This window comes from uncultured Flavobacterium sp. (genome assembly GCF_963975515.1).
In the GTDB taxonomy this organism is placed as follows: domain Bacteria; phylum Bacteroidota; class Bacteroidia; order Flavobacteriales; family Flavobacteriaceae; genus Flavobacterium.
The window spans coordinates 357914-377165 of sequence record NZ_CAXBGY010000002.1 but is presented as its reverse complement, the minus strand read 5'-3'; the positions used below and the strand labels follow the sequence as shown (position 1 = coordinate 377165).

17 protein-coding genes are annotated in these 19252 nt (G+C 29.2%); 10 read left to right on the top strand and 7 right to left on the bottom strand.

All coding sequences use genetic code 11. The annotated features are described in order from the left end of the window. Nucleotides 1-48: 48 nt before the first annotated feature. Nucleotides 49-630 carry a hypothetical protein gene (locus AAC008_RS04125; RefSeq protein WP_339887586.1) on the top strand — a complete coding sequence of 194 codons (582 nt, stop codon included), beginning with the start codon at nucleotides 49-51 and terminating at the stop codon, nucleotides 628-630. Nucleotides 631-775: 145 nt separating this feature from the next. Continuing rightward, the gene (locus AAC008_RS04120) at nucleotides 776-1618 is read left to right on the top strand and encodes a L,D-transpeptidase (protein ID WP_339887585.1); all 843 of its coding nucleotides are present in this window, start codon (nucleotides 776-778) and stop codon (nucleotides 1616-1618) included. Nucleotides 1619-1675: 57 nt separating this feature from the next. Here AAC008_RS04120 and AAC008_RS04115 read toward each other — a convergent pair whose 3' ends face one another. Next, nucleotides 1676-3808, bottom strand: coding sequence for a carboxy terminal-processing peptidase (locus AAC008_RS04115; protein WP_339887584.1), 2133 nt, complete (start codon nucleotides 3806-3808; stop codon nucleotides 1676-1678). Nucleotides 3809-3976: 168 nt separating this feature from the next. On the opposite strand from AAC008_RS04115, the gene surE reads away from it, so the two are divergent. From surE to AAC008_RS04085, 6 genes are read left to right on the top strand one after another with little or no spacing between them, the layout of a single operon-like run. Then, the gene (gene surE / locus AAC008_RS04110) at nucleotides 3977-4744 is read left to right on the top strand and encodes a 5'/3'-nucleotidase SurE (protein WP_339887583.1); all 768 of its coding nucleotides are present in this window, start codon (nucleotides 3977-3979) and stop codon (nucleotides 4742-4744) included. After that, on the top strand, nucleotides 4744-5016 hold the full coding sequence (locus tag AAC008_RS04105; RefSeq protein WP_339887582.1) for a hypothetical protein: 273 nt from the start codon (nucleotides 4744-4746) through the stop codon (nucleotides 5014-5016). Before surE ends, AAC008_RS04105 begins: the two co-directional genes overlap by 1 nt. A 2-nt stretch (nucleotides 5017-5018) precedes the next feature. Further along, complete coding sequence (gene lpxB, locus AAC008_RS04100; RefSeq protein WP_339887581.1) at nucleotides 5019-6131, top strand: lipid-A-disaccharide synthase; 1113 nt, start codon at nucleotides 5019-5021, stop codon at nucleotides 6129-6131. A gap of 23 nt (nucleotides 6132-6154) precedes the next feature. After that, nucleotides 6155-6808 (top strand): C40 family peptidase, encoded by a 654-nt coding sequence (locus AAC008_RS04095; RefSeq protein WP_339887580.1) that lies wholly within the window; start codon nucleotides 6155-6157, stop codon nucleotides 6806-6808. A gap of 8 nt (nucleotides 6809-6816) precedes the next feature. Then, nucleotides 6817-7299: a C40 family peptidase gene (locus tag AAC008_RS04090; RefSeq protein WP_339887579.1), complete on the top strand. Its 483-nt coding sequence runs from the start codon at nucleotides 6817-6819 to the stop codon at nucleotides 7297-7299. A 12-nt stretch (nucleotides 7300-7311) separates the two neighbouring features. Continuing rightward, nucleotides 7312-9324 (top strand): ComEC/Rec2 family competence protein, encoded by a 2013-nt coding sequence (locus AAC008_RS04085; protein WP_339887578.1) that lies wholly within the window; start codon nucleotides 7312-7314, stop codon nucleotides 9322-9324. 7 nt (nucleotides 9325-9331) lie between these two features. Here AAC008_RS04085 and AAC008_RS04080 read toward each other — a convergent pair whose 3' ends face one another. Genes AAC008_RS04080 through AAC008_RS04060 form a run of 5 tightly spaced genes read right to left on the bottom strand, consistent with a single transcriptional unit; the run spans nucleotide 9332 to nucleotide 15909 of the window. Then, nucleotides 9332-9784 (bottom strand): thioredoxin fold domain-containing protein, encoded by a 453-nt coding sequence (locus AAC008_RS04080; RefSeq protein ID WP_339887577.1) that lies wholly within the window; start codon nucleotides 9782-9784, stop codon nucleotides 9332-9334. Between the two features lie 49 nt (nucleotides 9785-9833). Continuing rightward, the gene (locus AAC008_RS04075) at nucleotides 9834-10298 is read right to left on the bottom strand and encodes a thioredoxin fold domain-containing protein (RefSeq protein WP_339887576.1); all 465 of its coding nucleotides are present in this window, start codon (nucleotides 10296-10298) and stop codon (nucleotides 9834-9836) included. Nucleotides 10299-10350: 52 nt separating this feature from the next. Further along, nucleotides 10351-12156, bottom strand: a complete 1806-nt coding sequence (locus AAC008_RS04070; RefSeq protein ID WP_339887574.1) for a peptide MFS transporter — start codon at nucleotides 12154-12156, stop codon at nucleotides 10351-10353. A 35-nt stretch (nucleotides 12157-12191) separates the two neighbouring features. Next, a complete protein-coding gene (locus AAC008_RS04065; protein ID WP_339887572.1) occupies nucleotides 12192-13736 on the bottom strand; it encodes an oligopeptide:H+ symporter in 1545 nt (514 codons plus the stop codon). 1 nt (nucleotide 13737) lies between these two features. After that, on the bottom strand, nucleotides 13738-15909 hold the full coding sequence (locus AAC008_RS04060) for a S9 family peptidase (RefSeq protein WP_339887571.1): 2172 nt from the start codon (nucleotides 15907-15909) through the stop codon (nucleotides 13738-13740). A gap of 132 nt (nucleotides 15910-16041) precedes the next feature. Here AAC008_RS04060 and AAC008_RS04055 point away from each other — a divergent pair, with 132 nt between their 5' ends. Both AAC008_RS04055 and AAC008_RS04050 read left to right on the top strand, forming a co-directional pair. After that, nucleotides 16042-17355 (top strand): hydroxymethylglutaryl-CoA reductase, degradative, encoded by a 1314-nt coding sequence (locus AAC008_RS04055; protein WP_339887569.1) that lies wholly within the window; start codon nucleotides 16042-16044, stop codon nucleotides 17353-17355. A 90-nt stretch (nucleotides 17356-17445) separates the two neighbouring features. Beyond that, the gene (locus AAC008_RS04050; protein WP_339887568.1) at nucleotides 17446-18360 is read left to right on the top strand and encodes a GYDIA family GHMP kinase; all 915 of its coding nucleotides are present in this window, start codon (nucleotides 17446-17448) and stop codon (nucleotides 18358-18360) included. Between the two features lie 4 nt (nucleotides 18361-18364). Here AAC008_RS04050 and AAC008_RS04045 read toward each other — a convergent pair whose 3' ends face one another. After that, a complete protein-coding gene (locus AAC008_RS04045) occupies nucleotides 18365-19219 on the bottom strand; it encodes a hypothetical protein (RefSeq protein WP_339887566.1) in 855 nt (284 codons plus the stop codon). Between the last annotated feature and the right edge of the window lie 33 nt (nucleotides 19220-19252).

Here is a 19252-nt window from a genome sequence, read left to right as displayed (position 1 = left end):
TTGTTTTTTCTTAACTTTGTAAAGATAATTTAAAATAATAAAATCACTATGAAAACAAAATTAATACTAGTAATAGCAATCTTAACATTTCAATTTGGATTTAGTCAAGAACCCGTTAGAGTTAACTCTGTAGCAATTGATTCTGTTAAAACTGCACCTTTAGAATTAGAAAAAGAAACAAAAGCTAATGTAAAAGCAGAAAATGACAGATTGAAAGATGAAAAAAGAGAACTTGAAGCAGAAAAAAAAGAATTAGAAAAAGCTGAAAAGGAAAAAAATGCCATAGAAAAAGAGCATCAAAAAGAACTTGACAAAGCTAAAAAAGAAGCTAAAAAAGCTGAAAAAGAAAGAAAAGCTTCAGAAAAAGCAATAAAGAAAATAGAAAAAGATAAAAAGAGATTAGACAAGGCTACTAGAAATGTTGAAAAAACAGAAGATAAAATTAGAAAAGCAACTGCCGATTTAAAAAAAGAAAGAGCAAAATACGAAAAGGATAAACTAAGAGGAAAACTTTCTCCAAATGATGATGTTAAATTGAGAGAAAAAATATTAAAAAAAGAAAACAAAATCAATGATTTACAGCTTGACTTAGAAAAAGACAAAAAAAACTTAAACAAATTATTAAAATAGTTTAAATCTTTTATCAATAAAAAAATCCCATTCTTAATTTGAATGGGATTTTTTTGTTAAATATGTGAAACTAACAAGAGTTTTGAAAAATTATGTAAGACACTTTAATGCTATTTAAACCAATTTTACAAAAAAATAAATAGCTATGAAAAAATCAATTATTACATTAAGCATCATTATACTTTTTATATCTTCATGTAAAAATCAAACCGAAAAATCAAACCGAAAATTACCCAAAAGAAATGAACCAAAAAATGTGTCTTTCAAAATAGAGAATACAAAAAACTGGTTTGAGGAAAATAAAAACAACATTAAAAATTTAGATATTGTATTCGCTATAAATAGAGTTGACAAAGAAAACTTTACCAAATTGGATTCCGTAATTATTCCAACCGATTTAACTGGTGATAAAGAATTTTACTTGCCCTTTCCTTTTGAGGTGTCCTCTTTGGACAAAGTAGATAAAATTATAGTATTTTCTTATCCTGCACAAGCCTTTGCAACTTATGAATATGGTATTTTAACTTATACTGGACCAACAAGCATGGGAAGCAAAACACACAAAACTCCAACCGGTTTGTTTTTTACCAACTGGAAAGCTGAAGAAACAACTAGCACCTTTAATGACGAATGGGAGTTAAAATGGAATTTTAATATTGAGAATAAAGAAGGTGTCGGTTTTCATGAGTATAGTTTACCCGGTTTTCCTGCTTCACATTCTTGTTTGAGGCTATTAGAAAAAGATGCAAAACATTTATATAATTGGGCAGACCAATGGGTTTTAGCTAATGCAGAAACCGTGAAGATAAAAGGAACTCCTGTTGTAGTTTTTGGTAGTTATAATTTTAACGAACCAAAACCATGGTTGCAATTAGTAAATAACCCGAAAGCATTATCTCTAAGTGAAAATGAAATTAACTCTATTATCAAACCTCATTTAAATACAATTTTAAAAGAGCAAGAAAAAAGGATAGCCTCAAAAAAATAATACCAAAAAAATCCCATTTTCTCAAATGGGATTTTTTTATTTTAACTTATTTTAATCTTATTTTCTAGACTTATTCACAGAAACATAATTTGAAGACTTTACTAATTTAGCGATATCTTGTATAACATTTAATGATTCATCTACATAAGGATCTTTACTTAATTCTTCATGCCATCTATCTCTTTTGTCTTTTAGCAAAGTGTCTTTTTTAAATTCTTCCATTTCGTATGGAAGTGAGCTAAAAGTTAAATTATTTTTATAAGTTTTAAGTCCGTCATAAGTTTTGTTTTTAGTCTCTAATTCGGCTAATTCTTTTTTATATGTGATATAATTTAAGCTTACTTCTTTATCATCTTTACGTTCAAAATTCCATTTAGCGTAAGAATCAATTAAGTTAAACTCAATGTTTTTCTCAACTCTCATTTTACTATTGGCTAAAACCACATCAAAGTTAGCACCTGTTGTATTGTAAGTTGCAGGAGCAATTTTATCCCAAGGTAAAGCTTCTGGCTCATCTCTTTCACCTGTGTCAAAATAAGCAAAACGATCTGGCAAAACTATATCAGATAATACTCCTTCTCTCTGAGTTGAACCTCCATTAATTCTATAAAATTTTTGAATAGTTGTTTTCAACGAACCTAAATCACCTAAAGAGTTTCCTCTAACCATGTCATTTAAATCAATTACATTTTGAACAGTTCCTTTTCCATAAGTATGTTTACTTCCTATAACAACACCACGTTTATAATCTTGAATAGCAGCTGCGAAAATTTCTGAAGCTGAAGCTGAATAACCATTTACCATAACTACTAAAGGTCCGTCCCATTGAACACTTGAATCTTTATCATCTAATATGTTTGGTTCAGATTTGGCATATTTTACTTGTACAACTGGTCCTTTATCAATAAATAAACCAACCATATCAACAACAGTTTGTAGCGAACCTCCACCATTATCTCTCAAATCCATAATAATACCTTGAACTTTTTGCTTCTTTAAGCGTTCAATTTCAATTGCTACATCTTTAAAAGCATCTCTTTTATCTTTGTTATCAAAAGAAATATAGAATTTAGATAAATAAATTATACCAAATAATTTTCCATCTTTAACAACAGTACTAGATTTGGCAAAAGTTTCTTCCGTTTCAACAACATCTCTGATAATTGAAATTACTTTTACACTTCCATCAACACGCTTTACTGTTAAACGAACTTCAGTTCCTTTTGGTCCTTTAATTTTTTTAACAACATCGTCAATTCGCATTCCAGTAATATCAATTGGTTCACCTTTTCCTTGAGCAACTTTTATAATGATATCTCCTTGTTCTAATTCTTTTCCTTTCCAAGCTGGTCCACCAGAAATTAATTCAGAAACTTCTACTCCAACATTTTTCTTTTGTAAACGTGCACCAATTCCTTCGAATGTTCCACTCATACTTACATCAAAACGTTCTTTATTTTCTGGAGAAAAATAAAATGTATGTGGATCAAATCGCTCAACAATCGAATTTAAATAAACACCAAACCAATCATCTCTATTCAAATCTTTAATACTAAAATAAGTATCATCTAAATTCTTCTTAATTGATTCTCTAGCATCCTTTTCTAATTCAGTGAAAGTTTTAATTTCTACTTTATTATTTGTATCTGCTTTTTCCTGAATTTTTTCTTTGTCATCAATAGATGATAATACAGAAAACTTAAGCTGCTTTTCCCAAATTTGATATAAGTCTTTTTTATTTTTAGCAAACGGAATTTTTTCATAGTCCACACTTATGGTTTCATCTAAATTAAAATTAAATGGTTTGTCTAAAACATCTTTATAAATAGCTTCAGATTCATTCATTCTTTGAAGCAATCTACTATGGGTTAAATCAAAAAATTTCAAATCCTTATTTTTAATAAAATCATCAATTGAGTCTTCATAAACTTTAAATTCTTCAATATCAGATTGAACAAAATAGCGTCTAAAAGGATCTAATGAATTCAAATATTTATCGTATACTTTTTCAGAAAACTTATCGTCCAAAGCAATTGGGCTATAATGTCCTTTTTCAAGCACATAAGCCAAAAGCTCCAATAGCAATTTATCCTTCTCGGGATTTGCTTCAACTTTTTTAGGTCTAAAACTCCAAAAAAGCACTGCTGATAAGGCAGTTATAATCAAGATAATCTTATAATTCTTTTTCATAAATATGACTAAACGGTTCATTCAAAAATTTTCAACTAAATTACATAAAATATTATGCCAAACTCTTAAAAAGAAGATAAAAATTTGGTAATATTTACCTATTTGTGTGAAATATTAGCATAAAGTTACTTTCAAATTTAGTAATTTAGCATTTCCTATTTAAATAAAATGAAAAAACCTTTAATATTAATTACAAATGACGACAGTATTGTTGCTCCAGGAATAAGAGTACTTATTGAAGTTATGAAAGAAATTGGAGAAGTAATAGTTGTAGCACCTGACAGCCCACAAAGCGCAATGGGTCATGCAATTACTATAAACAACACTATTACTTTAGATAAATTAAATTTAGACAAAGAGATAGAGCATGAATATAGCTGTTCTGGAACACCTGTAGATTGTGTTAAAATTGCAGTTCATGAAATACTAAAACGCAAACCAGACTTATGTGTTTCAGGCATTAATCACGGGTCAAATTCTTCCATAAATGTAATTTATTCGGGTACAATGAGTGCTGCTGTTGAAGCCGGAATAGAAGGAATTCCTGCCATAGGTTTTTCATTACTAGATTATAGTTGGGATGCAGATTTTGAACCTTTTAAAGCTTATGTCAAGAAAATTGCAATGCAAGTTTTAGAACAAGGATTGCCTGAAGGTGTTGTGTTAAACGTGAATTTTCCAAAATTAAAAGCAGAAGAACTAAAAGGAATAAGAATTTGTCGTCAAGCGAAAGCAACTTGGATTGAAGAATTCGACAAACGAACAAACCCAATGGGAAAAGAATATTATTGGCTATCTGGTGAATTTGTAAACCAAGATAAAGGTGAAGATACTGATGAATGGGCTTTGCACAATGGTTATGTTTCTGTTGTTCCTGTTCAGTTTGACTTGACAGCATATCACGCTATTTCTCAATTAAATAACTGGAATTTATAATGCAAAAAAAAGATTTAATTATTGGGGTTTTAATTGGACTTGTAACTTCTTTTATAGGTTGTTTTCTATTTATAACATTATTTACTTCAATGGGTTTTGTAGAGGGCTATACCAATTTAAAAGCACAAGGAAGTTTAGGTAAATTAATTACGTTGGGAGCTTTATTAAACATGGGGATAGTCTTTTTATTATTCAAAAAAAATAAAGATGAAATGGCAAAAGGCGTTATTTTATGCATATTTATATTAACGATTTACACTTTATTTGCCTAGTTATGAAATACTACATAATCGCAGGAGAAGCTTCGGGAGATTTACATGGATCTAATCTTATGAAAGCATTGTATAAAGAAGATGCAAATGCTGAAATTAGATTTTGGGGTGGAGATCTAATGCAAAACGTTGGAGGAACTTTAGTAAAACATTATAAAGAGCGTTCTTTTATGGGTTTCTTAGAAGTCATTCAAAATATTTCTAAAATCTTTAAAGACATTGCTTTTTGTAAAAGTGACATCGCTTCTTTTAATCCAGATGCTTTGATATTCATTGATAATTCGGGTTTTAATTTGCGAATTGCTAAGTGGGCAAAAGAACAAAATTTTCAAACTAGTTATTATATTTCTCCACAAGTTTGGGCTTCTAGAGCTGGTAGAGTTGAGGCAATAAAACGCGATATTGACCACATGTATGTAATTTTGCCTTTTGTGGAAGATTTCTATAAAAAGTATGATTATAAAGTTGATTTTGTAGGTCATCCACTAATTGATGCCATTGAAAATAAAACATATGCTGATGAAACAGATTTTAGAAAAGAGCATAATTTATCAAACAATCCAATAATTGCACTTTTGCCCGGAAGTAGGAAACAAGAAATCACAAAAATGCTTTCTATTATGCTTTCTGTAACCGATGATTTTAAAGGGTATGAATTTGTAATTGCTGGTGCTCCAAGCCAGGAATTTGAATTTTATAAACCTTTTCTAAAAAAGAAAAATATAAACTTCATTTCAAACAAAACTTATGATTTGCTGAATATTTCTCACGCTGCTCTAGTAACATCTGGAACAGCTACATTAGAAACGGCTTTATTCAAAGTTCCTCAAGTGGTTTGTTATAAAGCAAATGCTGTTTCCTATCAAATTGCTAGACGAATTATTACTTTAAAATTTATTTCATTAGTCAATTTAATTATGGATAAAGAAGTTGTTAAAGAATTAATTCAAAGCGACTTAAATACAAAACAACTAAAGAAAGAGCTCAACAATATACTTACTTCACCAAAAAGAGAAGAAATTTTAAAGGACTACGAATTACTTCAACAAAAACTTGGGGGAAAAGGTGCAAGTGAAAAAACTGCTCATTTAATACACAAGAGATTGAAAAAATGATATATTTGCAAAAATTAAATACTTTGAAGCACTACTTTCTTACACTTTCATTTCTTTTCTTAATTCATTTTTCATCTGAAGCTCAGTCAGTTAACGAACACATGACTATTGCACCTGTTTCTGAAGGAATGGGTATTATTGAAAAATATGATGCAAGTGAAAAAGCATTGGTTAAAAACTTTAAAAAGAAAGATCAAGAACTTAAAAAATTAAAATTAATTTCTGTTAAACTTCAAAAAAGACTTACTCTAGAAGACGCCACTACTATTTCAAATGTAAATTTTCCTAATTTTCAAAAAGCTGAAGTTATTGAAGCCGCTAAAGAATATATTGGAACACCCTATCATTATGGTGGAATGTCAAAAAATGGTATTGATTGTTCTGCATTAATGTTGTTTGCTTACACAAAAAACGACATGGAACTTCCTAGAACTTCAAGAGCTCAATCAAAAATCGGCAGAAAAGTCAAAAAATCTAAAGCTGAACCTGGAGATTTAATATTTTTTAAAACCAATAGAAGAAGAAATATTATTACTCATGTTGGATTGGTAACAGAAAATCATGAAGGGCTAATAAAATTCATTCATGCTTCGTCAAGTCAAGGTGTTATTGAATCTTCTTTAGATAATAGTTACTATAAAAAAACATTTGCAAAAATCAAACGTATTATAGAATAATATAAATTTTGAAAAAACCTACCTTACTCTTATTTATCCTTTTTTCTGTTGTATTTAGTAGTTGTAAATCTTCAAAATCTGTTACAAATACATCTAAGAGCGTTTCAAAACAAAAGAATTCGATTGTAAAAACAGCTGAAGAAAATTTAGGAGTTAAATACAAATTTGGTGGCACAACAAAATCTGGAATGGATTGTTCTGGATTAGTTTATAGTACTTTTCAAAAATTTGATTACAAGTTGCCTAGAAGTTCTTATGAAATGGCAAATGAAGGCAAAGAAATATCAAAATCCAAAGCTGAACCAGGAGATTTAATTTTTTTTAAAACTGGTGGAAGTCGAAAAATAAATCATGTTGGATTAATTACTGAAATTAAAAAAGATGAAATATTTTTCATACATTCGTCAACAAGTAAAGGAGTAATAATCTCTTCCACAAACGAAGCCTATTACGCAAAAGCCTTTGACAAAATAAAACGAGTTATAGAGTAAAACATAACATAAATGGATGTACTAAAATATCCAATCATACTTATTGCTGTTTGTTTTGGATTAGGAATTGTAATCCAAAATTATGCGCATTTTTCGTTTACTACTCTTTTATATTCTTCAATAATTTCTTTCGTTTTGTTTTTAGTACTTTTTTTTAAGTATAGAAATAAAAACACTAAAAACATCTTATTTGGATTGCTTACTTATTTCCTCATTCTTTCTGTAGGAAGTTTATCTTTATATATTCATCTAGACTTTCACAACAAAAACCATTATTCTAATCTTGAAATAAAAGAACAAAACAATATTAAAGGTTTAGTTGTTGAAGAATTAAAATCAAATGAATTTTACACCAAGTTTATTGTTAAAATCGATTCCTTTAATCATCAGAAAAGTTCAGGTAAACTTTTGGTTTATTTTTCAAAGAAAAACCCAGATTCTTTATTTATTGGTGATTTAGTTTCTTTTAAATCTGAACTAAAACCAATTCTAAAAAACTACAATCCAGATACATTTGACTATGCTAATTACATGGAAAACCAAAACGTTTATCATCAAATAAAATGTTTTGAAAATGATTATTTTATTGGAGAAAAAGTCAAAAATTTTACCTTTTACATTAATGAACTTCGAAAAAAATTAGTGCATAGTTTTGATGCACATCATTTTTCTATTAGAACAAAATCTATAATTAACGCTTTATTATTAGGTCAAAAACAACAAATTGACAGCGAAACTTTAAACGATTATAAAAATGCTGGAGTTGTTCATATCCTAGCCATTTCTGGTTTACATATTGGTATTATTTATACTTTTTTCAATTTTATTTTTGGATTTCTAAATCGCGTCAAGCATGGAAAAACCATAAAACTAATTATCATAATTCTTCTTTTGTGGCTTTTTGCTTTGATTTCTGGTATGTCTGCTTCTATTACTAGATCTGTTACAATGTTTAGTGTTATTGCATTTGGCACTTTCTTAAACAGGAAGAACTTTATGTTTAATGCTATTGCTGCTTCGTTCTTAATCTTATTGATTTACAATCCACTTTTAATTTTTGATGTTGGATTTCAATTGAGTTATGCAGCAGTAATTTCGATTTTATTGTTTCAGCCATTTTATCAAAAATTTTATTATTCTAAAAACAAAATTGTAGTTTATATCACCGATTTATTTTTAGTTTCGTTAACTGCTCAACTTGGTGTTTTGCCTTTAATGTTGTTGTATTTTAAACAAGTTCCAATGTTATTTTTATTAGCAAATTTTGCAGTTATTCCTGTTGCAACTGTAATTTTGATTGTTGGAATTATAGTTCTTTTTCTGAATTTTGTGTATTTACCTTTAGCACTACTTTTAGGAAAACTGATTTCTTTTTTGGTAGAAACAATGAACAATTACATTCATTGGCTATCTAGTTTTCAAGATTATGTGATTAAGAATATAACATTTACACCTTTTTTAACTGTTGGATTATATCTCTTACTTTTAAGTGTTGTTTATTGGATTTACAATCCTAAAAACAAACGCTTTTTATACGTTTTAGTTCTGATACTTTCATTTCAAACCTTATATTTTTATACAAAAAACGAAACTTCACATAAAACTGAATTGATTGTATTTAACAATAAAGAAAGTGCTATTTCAATTTTTGATGCTAATAAAATTACAATTTTTTCGAATGATAGTTTAATTGATAAAAACCAAAGTATTCAAGAATATGCTACGGCTAAGTTTAATCCGAAAGTAGTATTTCATCCTTTGGAGAATGTCTTATTTTTCAAAAAGAAAAAAATAATTATTGTTGATGAAAACACAATTTACAACACATCTATAAAACCTGATGTTGTTATTCTTAGACAAAATTCAAGAATTAATATGGAACGTTTAATTTTAACATCAAAACCGCAACTAATAATTGCTGATAAAAGTAATTCGTACACTTCTTTAAAAAGATGGAAAGCAACTTGTATAAAATACAAAATCCCTTTTCATGCCATTGCCGAAAAGGGATTTTATAAATTATGATAAAAAATTATATCTCAGCTTTCAACTGTTCAGCTGTTCTATATCCTAATACATTTGTTTTTATTTCACCCGTTGCATCAAAAATATACATAGTTGGGTAACCTTGTACTTTTAGGAAAGAAGTAAATTCGTGTACTCCATTTCTTCCTGTTTTGCCAGCTACATATTTTGGATTAGTATATTTAACTCCTTTAAAGTTAATTGTTTCATTTCCTTCAGCATTAAACTTTACAGCATAATAATTTTTTGAAACAATTTCAACTATTGCAGCATCATGAAAAGTATTTTTATCTAACATTTTACATGGCCCACACCAATCCGTATAAACATCCATAAAAATAGGTTTTGGATCTTTTTTTTGAGCCTCAATAGCTTCGTCCATTGTCATCCATTTGATTTCTTGTGCAAATGAGACTATGCTCAAAAGACTTAAACTTAAAACTAATATTACTTTTTTCATTTTTACTGAATTTATTTTAGCATCTCTTCAAGGATACCGAATATTTTTGTTATTTCTTAATTATACTATTTGCTCCTTCAAGCCATTTTTCTGGACCACCAGCAACATAACCTGTACTACCTAATGCACTTAAATTAACTTTTCCTTCGTCTGTTTTTTCAGGATTTACCAACCATATTGTTGGATAACCTTTGACTTGAAAAATTTGTTGCATTTGCTGGTTTTGTTGTTTTACTGATAGATCTTGTGGAGTTCTTCTAGGATAATCTAGTTCAACTAAAATCACATTTTCTTTTGCCCATTTTGTAAACTCATCTTTTTTAAAGACTTCATTTTGTAAACGAATGCACCAACCACACCAATCAGATCCAGTAAAAAATAACATTAAAGGTTTCTTTTCTTTCATAGAAAGTTCGGAAGCCTTCGCCATATCTGTATGCCAAGTCAACTCCTCTTGTGCTTGAGCTACAATTGAAGACAAGGTTACAAAAAGTATGAATAGTATTTTTTTCATTATATTTTATTTCTATACAAAAGTATACAAAGAAGATGCCAAAGATTGTTTGTTATCTAACACCGTGCATTAATTTCTTGATTACTGGTGTCATTAAAACAGACAAAGCAGCCATTACTAAGGAGATTATAGTTAACATCCAGAAGAAAGAACTTAATCCTGACTCATTGGCAATTTTATCAATTTTTTCTCCAAACATACCTGCACCTTTCATTCCAATTGCTACAGCTAAGTACCAAACTCCAAACATAAATGCAATCATTCTTGCTGGCACTAATTTACTTACGTAAGACAATCCTACTGGAGAAATACACAATTCACCCATTGTATGGAATAAGTACACTAGAATTAACCAAATCATACTTACTGATGCAGTTTTTGCTCCTGGCTCAATACCTGTAGCTCCAATTGCGACACATGCCATTCCTAAAGCTAATAATCCCATACCAATTCCGTATTTCATATTTGCATTTGGATTGTATTTACTTTCCCACCATTTAGAAAACAAAGGTGCTAATGAAATAATGAATAATGAGTTTAATGTTGAGAACCATGTTGCTGGAACTTCGGTAATTGCTTCAGTTACTTTATCAATTTTTAACATTTGAAGTGTTGAATCTGAAAGATCAATAAATCCTGCAGTATAGAAATCTTTCATAAGCATCCAAATTGCAATTGCCCAAACAATTACAAAACTAGTTGCTAAAATTAAATTAGCTACTGCATAGGTTTTAAATGTTTGTTTGAATAATAAGTATAAAACCCAACTAATAATTGCTAAAGGAACTACTGTAATTAAAGTATTTATAAATAAGAAAAATGTGCTCCAATTTCCTTCTAATACTCTGTCTGTATAGTCACTTGCAAAAATTGTTAATGAGTTTGGAGATTGTTCAAAAATTGCCCAAAAGAAAATCGTTAAGAAGGCAAAAAATGTTACTGCAATAAGTTTCTCTCTTGTTATTTGAGAATACTTCATTAAACGAGTTACAAGTAAATAGATAAACAATAATAATGCAGTTACAATTGCAATTGCATTTCCGTTTTCCCCTAAGAAACCGAAAACATTAACTTTTCCTCCTGATATTTTTGATGCTGGATCATTTATAATCCATAGTAAACCTAAAGTTGCACTTACAGCAATTATTCCTAATTCTAATTTTGTAAAAGGATTTCTTGTATCAGTATCTTCAGCTTCTGCTTTTGCTTTACTTTCAACTGTTGGTTTTAATCCAATATCACCAAAGATATTTTGAGACATCCAGAATTGTAACATTCCGAAGAACATAAAAATTCCTGCTAATCCGAAACCGTAACTCCATCCTACTTTTTCTCCTAAATAACCACAAAGAAGAATTCCGAAGAAAGCACCAGCATTTACACCCATATAAAATAATGTATAAGCACCATCTTTCTTTTCTGGTCTGTCTTTGTACATTTCAGAAATTATAGAAGTCATATTTGGTTTGAAAAATCCGTTTCCAAATACTAACAACACTAAACCTAAATAGATAGAAAATTCAGTTTCAACAGCCATAGAAGCGTGACCTAAAGTCATTAAAACGGCTCCAACAACAACTGCCCATCTAAAACCAATAATTTTATCGGCAAAATATCCACCTAACATCGTAGATAAATAAACTAAACCTACATAAGAACCAAATAGTGCAGATGCATTTTCTCTAGTCCATTCCCAACCGCCATCTGTAAAAGATGCTGTTAAGAATAATATTAAAAGTGAACGCATTCCGTAGAATGAAAAACGTTCCCACATTTCTGTGAAAAACAATACAAATAAACCTGCTGGATGACCTAAAACAGGATTTTTAAAAAATTGATCTGTTGAATTTTGATTCATAATATTTAATTGTAAGTTAGTTTGGTTTTTGTTTGTTAGTTATTTAATTCTTTATCTACTCCGTGCATTAATTTTTTTATTACTGGAGACAAAGCTAATAAAACAGCTCCAAATCCAATACCTGTATAAAATAAATATTCAAATAATTTTAAATAACTTTGTTTAGCTAAATTCAAATCTGGTGCTTGTCCGTTTGATGTATCAACTGATGCAATATTAGCTAAAACAGAAGCAATAAATTCTGAACTTGCTGTTGCTAAAAACCAAACTCCCATCATAAATCCAACGATTTTTTTAGGAGATAATTTTGTAACTGCTGAAAGCCCAACTGGTGATAAACTTAATTCTCCACAAGTGTGTAATAAATAAGCTAATATCAACCAAACTGCTGCAACTTTTCCAGCTCCTGAAACGTTGATTCCCATTACTAAAGCTCCAAAACCTAATCCTACTAACATTAATGCTAATGCAAATTTAACTGCCGTATTTGGGTTATACTTTCCTAATTTAACCCACATCCAAGCAAAAACAGGAGCTAAAATAACAATAAACAATCCGTTAAATGTTAAAAATTGTCCTGCTGATGGTTCAAAACCAAAAATATGTCTGTCCAATGCTCTGTCTGCAAATAGATTCATAGAAGTATAAGCTTGTTCAAATAATGCCCAAAAAACAATTGTAAACACAATTAATATTGTCAAAGCAATTAGTTGATCTCTTGCTTTTCCATCTAATTGTGTGGCTGCATAATAAACTATATATAAGAATGAAATTCCACCAGCAATTTTTAATGCCCATGAAACTGCTTCATGATTTTGAACCATTTGCCAAAATAATAAAGTAGATAAAATACTTCCAATATAAATTAACCATTCATTTTTAAGTCCAAATGATTTTTGCTCTAAGAAAGGTTGATTGTTTGATTCACCTTTACCCATTAATAATTTTTTACCTGAAATAAAAGTTACTAAACCAAAGAACATTCCGACACCTGCAGCACCAAATCCGTAACTCCAACCATAAGTTTCTCCTAGCCAAACACAAATAATTGTTGCTAAAACAGAACCTAAGTTGATTCCCATATAGAAAATAGTAAAACCTGAATCTCTTCTTTTATCACCCTCAGTATATAATTCTCCAACTAAAGATGAAATATTTGCTTTTAAGAATCCAACTCCAAGAATAATTAAGGCAAGTGAAAAGTAAAACACTTGTAAAGCTACATTATCTCTTGTAATCTCTCCAGTAATTGATTGTGTGGCTGCATTTCCTTCATAAGCCATTCCTAAATGCCCTAAAACTAACATAATTCCTCCAAAGACAATTGCCTTTCTAAAACCTAAATATCTATCAGCAATAAATCCCCCAATAACTGGAACTGCATAAACTAAAGCAGCATAACTTCCAATTAATAAATTTCCAGTATCATCAGCAAATAAATGATATTTTGTTAGATAAAAAATCAATAAAGCTTTCATTCCATAGAACGAAAAACGCTCCCACATTTCTGTGAAGAACAATATAAAAAGTGCTTTTGGATGTCCAAAGAACGTTTGCTCTTCCATTGGTGTATTTGTCATATTATAATTTTTCTTGAATAAAATTAGTCATTTTTGTAAACAATTGTAATCTTGTGGCACCACCATAAATTCCGTGGTTTTTATCTGGATAAATAGCCCAATCAAATTGTTTGTTAGCTTGTACTAATGCTTCTACCATTTTCATAGTGTTTTGCACATGTACATTGTCATCAGCTGTTCCGTGAATTAAAAGATAATTTCCTTTTAATTTTTTTACATGGTTTATTGGTGAATTATCATCATATCCACTTGCATTTTCTTGTGGCGTTTGCATGTATCTTTCTGTATAAATTGAATCATAATATCTCCAACTTGTAACTGGTGCTACAGCAATTGCCGTTTTAAACACATCATTTCCTTTTAAAATACAGTTACTACTCATGAATCCACCGTAACTCCATCCCCAAATTCCAATTCTAGAGGCATCAACATAATCGTACTTTCCAATTACTTTTGCAGCATCAATTTGATCTTCAACTTCGTATTTTCCTAATTCTTTATAAGTCACTTTTTTAAAATCTGCTCCTTTGAAACCTGTTCCTCTTCCATCAACACAAACAATAATATATCCTTTTTGAGCTAACATGTAAAACCAATAATCATTATAAGAATTCCAAGAATTATGAACTTCTTGAGAACCTGGTCCAGAATATTGTGTCATAAAAACTGGATGTTTTTTTGAAGCATCAAAATCAGCTGGTTTAATTATGTATGCATTTAGCTCATGTCCTTTTTCAGTTTTTAAAGTAAAAAACTCTTTTGCACTAACTCCATATTTAGCTAATTTTTCTTCAGCTTCTTCGTTTGATAAAATCTTTTTAATTTCTTTTCCAGATTTTGATTCGTTTAAAGTATAAGATGGCGCTTGAGTTGCACTTGAAAACGAATTGATGTAGTAATCAAAATTTGGACTAAATGTAGCTCCATTTGTTCCTGTTTTTGATGATAATCTTGTTTTTGATTTTCCATCAATCTTAATGGAATAAACATCTCTATTTATTGAACCATTTTCAACCGATTGATAATAAATCATTCCCGATTTTTCATTGAAACCGTAATAATTTGTCACTTCCCATTTTCCTGAAGTGATTTGTTTTTTTAATTTTCCGTTTTTATCATAATGATAAATGTGATTGAATCCATCTTTTTCTGAAGTCCAAATAAAACTGTTGTCTTTTAAGAACGTTAAGTTATCCGTAATATCAACATAAGCTTTATCTTTTTCGTTTAAAACGATTGTAGTTTTTCCTGAATTTGAATCTACAAAATGTAAATCCAAATTATTTTGATGACGGTTCATGACTTGAACACTTAGAATATTTGAATCATTTGTCCATTTAATTCTTGGAATATAGAAATCAGTATAATCACCTAAATTAATTTTTTGTGATTTTCCTGTTTTTAAATCATACATATATAAGGATACAACTGCGTTTTTTTCTCCTGCTTTTGGATATTTGAAAACTTCTTGCGTTGGATATAATCCTTGATTATACATGTCCATTGAAAATTCTGGAACTTCTGATTCATCAAAACGAATGTAAGCTATTTTTGTTCCGTTTGAATTCCAGTCATAAGCTCTTACAAAAGCAAATTCTTCTTCATAAACCCAATCCGTAATTCCATTAATGATGCTATTTTTCTTTCCATCAGAAGTAATTTGTAAATGAGAACCCGAAAGCTCATCATATACATATAAGTTATTTTCAAATGCATAAGCTATTTTAGTTCCGTCAGATGAAAATGTAGGTTCTTGAATTTGTTTTGAAGTAAATTTTGATAATTTTTTTGATGAAATATCGTACACAAAATAATCGGCTGTGAATGAATGTCTAAAAATTGGAGCCGAATTTGAAGCAATTAGTATCTTTTTTTCAGCTTTATCAAACGTATAACTATCAATTGAAGTTAATTCTGGAAAATCTTTTGAGTCAATTAAAGTTGACACTTTTTCTAAAGTTGCGAAATCATATAAGTCAATTTGCGTACTTCTTGATGTTCTGTTAAAATCTAATACTGTGTATTGATTTGTGTTCTTCATAGCTTGGAGTTCGTCCATGCTTTGCGTTCTAAATGCTCCTGACCAAATCTCTTCTAAAGTGATTTTTTGTTGAGCAACAATTGATAATGAAGTAAATAAGAATAAAATTCCGAATAAAAACTTTCTGTTCATAATAATGTAAGGTAAAAAACTCCCAATTTTACTAAAAATATATGAGAAAACCTTGTTTTTTATCATAAATTCACAAAAAAAAGGTTGTTAAAATATGTTCTATCTTGCTTATATTTGTAAAAAATATATACAATGCTCCAAAATAAAGGTTTCTCTAAACTTACTAAAGAAGAAAAAATAAATTGGATTACAACCACTTACTTTTCAAATCCTGAAGAGGCTGAAAAATTAGTAAAACAATATTGGAATTCAGATGTAGATTTACAAAAATTGCATGATGAATTCATTGAAAACACATTGACGAATTTTTATTTACCACTTGGAGTTGCTCCTAATTTTGTTATAAATGACAAGGTTTACACAATTCCAATGGCAATTGAAGAAAGTTCGGTTGTTGCTGCTGCAAGTAAATCGGCTAAGTTTTGGGCTGCTCGTGGTGGTTTTAAAGCTACTGTTTTAGGAACAGAAAAAATTGGTCAAGTTCACTTTTCATATTCAGGTTCATTTGAAAAATTAGAAGCATTTTTTAACGAAATAAAACCAGCTTTTTATAAAGATACAGAATCCATCACCAAAAACATGGAAAAACGTGGTGGTGGAATTTTGGACATTAAATTAGTTAACAAAACTGATAAATTAGAGAACTACTATCAACTACATGCTACTTTTGACACGAAAGACAGTATGGGTGCAAATTTCATCAACTCTTGTTTAGAGCAATTTGCTAAAACTTTAGAGAGAGAAGTTTCTTCTTACGAAGGATTTTCTAAAAGCGAAAAACAAGTTCAAATCATCATGTGCATTTTGAGCAATTTTGTTCCAAATTGTGTGGTTAGAGCTGAAGTTTCTTGTAAAGTTGAAGACTTAGTTGAAGATTCAGGAATCAATCCAATTGAATTTGCTGAGAAGTTTGTAAAAGCAGTTAAAATTGCAGAAATTGAACCTTATAGAGCTGTGACTCACAATAAAGGAATCATGAACGGAATTGATGCTGTAGTTTTAGCAACAGGAAATGATTTTAGAGCAGTTGAAGCTGGAGCACACGCATATGCAAGTAGAAATGGAAGTTATTCAAGTTTATCTCACGCTTCCATTGAAAATGGTATTTTTAAATTTTGGTTAGATATTCCATTAGCTTTAGGAACTGTTGGTGGTTTGACTTCTTTACATCCTTTAGTTAAATTTTCATTGGAAATGTTAGGAAAACCTTCTGCCCAAGATTTAATGAAAATTGTTGCGGTGACTGGTTTGGCTCAAAATTTTGCAGCTTTACGTTCGTTAACTACAACTGGAATTCAAAAAGGACATATGAAAATGCATATTCATAATATCTTGAATCAATTTCAAGCTACGAAAGAAGAAAAGGAAAAAGTCATTGCTTATTTTAATGACACAACAGCTTCTCATAGTTTAGTTGTGGATTATTTGGAAAAGATTAGAAAGTAAAGAATTTTAACTAACCCTTTTAGGGTTCAAAACCCTAAAAGGATAAAAATAGTTTTAGTATGATGAGATACTGAAACGAGTTCAGTATAAATGAAAAAAGAAACCTATTATAGCAACGGAAAATTATTAATAACTGGAGAATATTTGGTTTTGAATGGAGCTAAATCTCTAGCAGTTCCAACAAAATTTGGGCAAGATTTAGAAGTTACACCAGCTTTAGGAAAAAAAATATATTGGAAGAGTTATGATTCAGATGGAATTATTTGGTTTGAAGACGAAATTCTTTTTGATGCTATAATTGAGAAAACTTCATATGTAGAAAATAAGATTAAAAACACTTTAGTCGAAATTTTACATCATGCTTATTTATTAAATCCAGATTTTATTATAAACACAGAAGGTTATATAATTGAAACTAAATTAACATTTCCTAGATTATGGGGCTTAGGCACTTCGTCTACGTTAATTAATAATTTAGGACAATGGTTGTCAATTGACTCATTTGAGTTGCTTAAAAACAGTTTTGGAGGAAGTGGTTATGACATTGCTTGTGCACAAACCAATCAATCTATTATTTATCATTTGGAAAACGAAAAACCCTTTTTTGAAACGGTTGAATTTAATCCAGAATTTAAAGAACATATTTATTTTGTGTATTTGAATAAAAAACAAAGTAGTAAATCAGCCATCAATAATTATTTGAACAAACAGTTTTCTTTAGATAAAGTAAAAATCAAGATTGATAAAATTACAGCATTTGTATCTGAAACGAATAATGTTGATGACTTTATGTCTGCATTAGAAAAGCATGAAATCTTATTAAGTGATATTTTAGAACAACTTACAGTAAAAGAATCTTTATTCCCAGATTTCAAAGGAACCGTAAAAAGTTTAGGTGCTTGGGGTGGAGATTTTGTAATGGTTGTTTCAAAAGAAAACCCTTTATTTTATTTTAATGAAAAAGGTTATGATACAATTTTGAAGTATGAAGAGATGGTTTTATAGAAATTTATTTTTCCATTTCTAAAGTCATTTGATCTAAATAATTATCATATTGATTTTTACTTTCTGACCATTTTTTTGCTTCCTCTTTCCATTTATAAAAATTCTTTTTGTCATTTTTTACATAATAATAATAATATGCTAAATTAAAGGCCGTTTCTTGTACAAAGTTTTTCTGTTTACAAATTTTAGTCATTAAATTATATACTTCGATATTTTTGTCAATTTTTTCAGAATTTTTATAAGTATAAGCTAACTCTTTTAACGTGTAACAATCTTTTGGGTCTTTTTTAACTGCCTTATTCAGTACAACTTCTGCTTTATCGAATTGTTCTAAATGGTTATACGAAAATGCCATTTCAGTTAACAATCCTTCATAATTTGAATCAATTTTTTCAGCTTTTTCTAAATAAATTAATGCAGTTTCACACTCATTCCATGCGTTATAAATAAAACCCTTATTAAATAATGAATTAATATCATTGTCATCTCTTTTATAAATTTCTAACCAATCAGGAAATTTTTCGACTTTTAATTCTTTAAATTTTTCTTCAGGAATTTCTGCAACACTATTTCTACTTACATCTAAGCGCATTTTTAATGAAGTAGATTCCTTCGCTAATTTATTTTCGATATTAACAAAGTCCCCATTCTTGTTAATTTTAAAATCACCACCATAATTAAAAGTTAAACCAGCACTATTATCAATGTATATAAACCCAAAAGTGTAAGTACTATCTTTACCAATAGGGAATGCCATCCACTTATCTACACATTTAATATAAGTTTTGTCATACTTAAGTGTATTTTGTGCACATACGTTAATTGCAAAAAAAAGTAAAAACAGATTAATAGACTTCATACTTTAGGTTTTAATTTTGGTTAATTCATATTT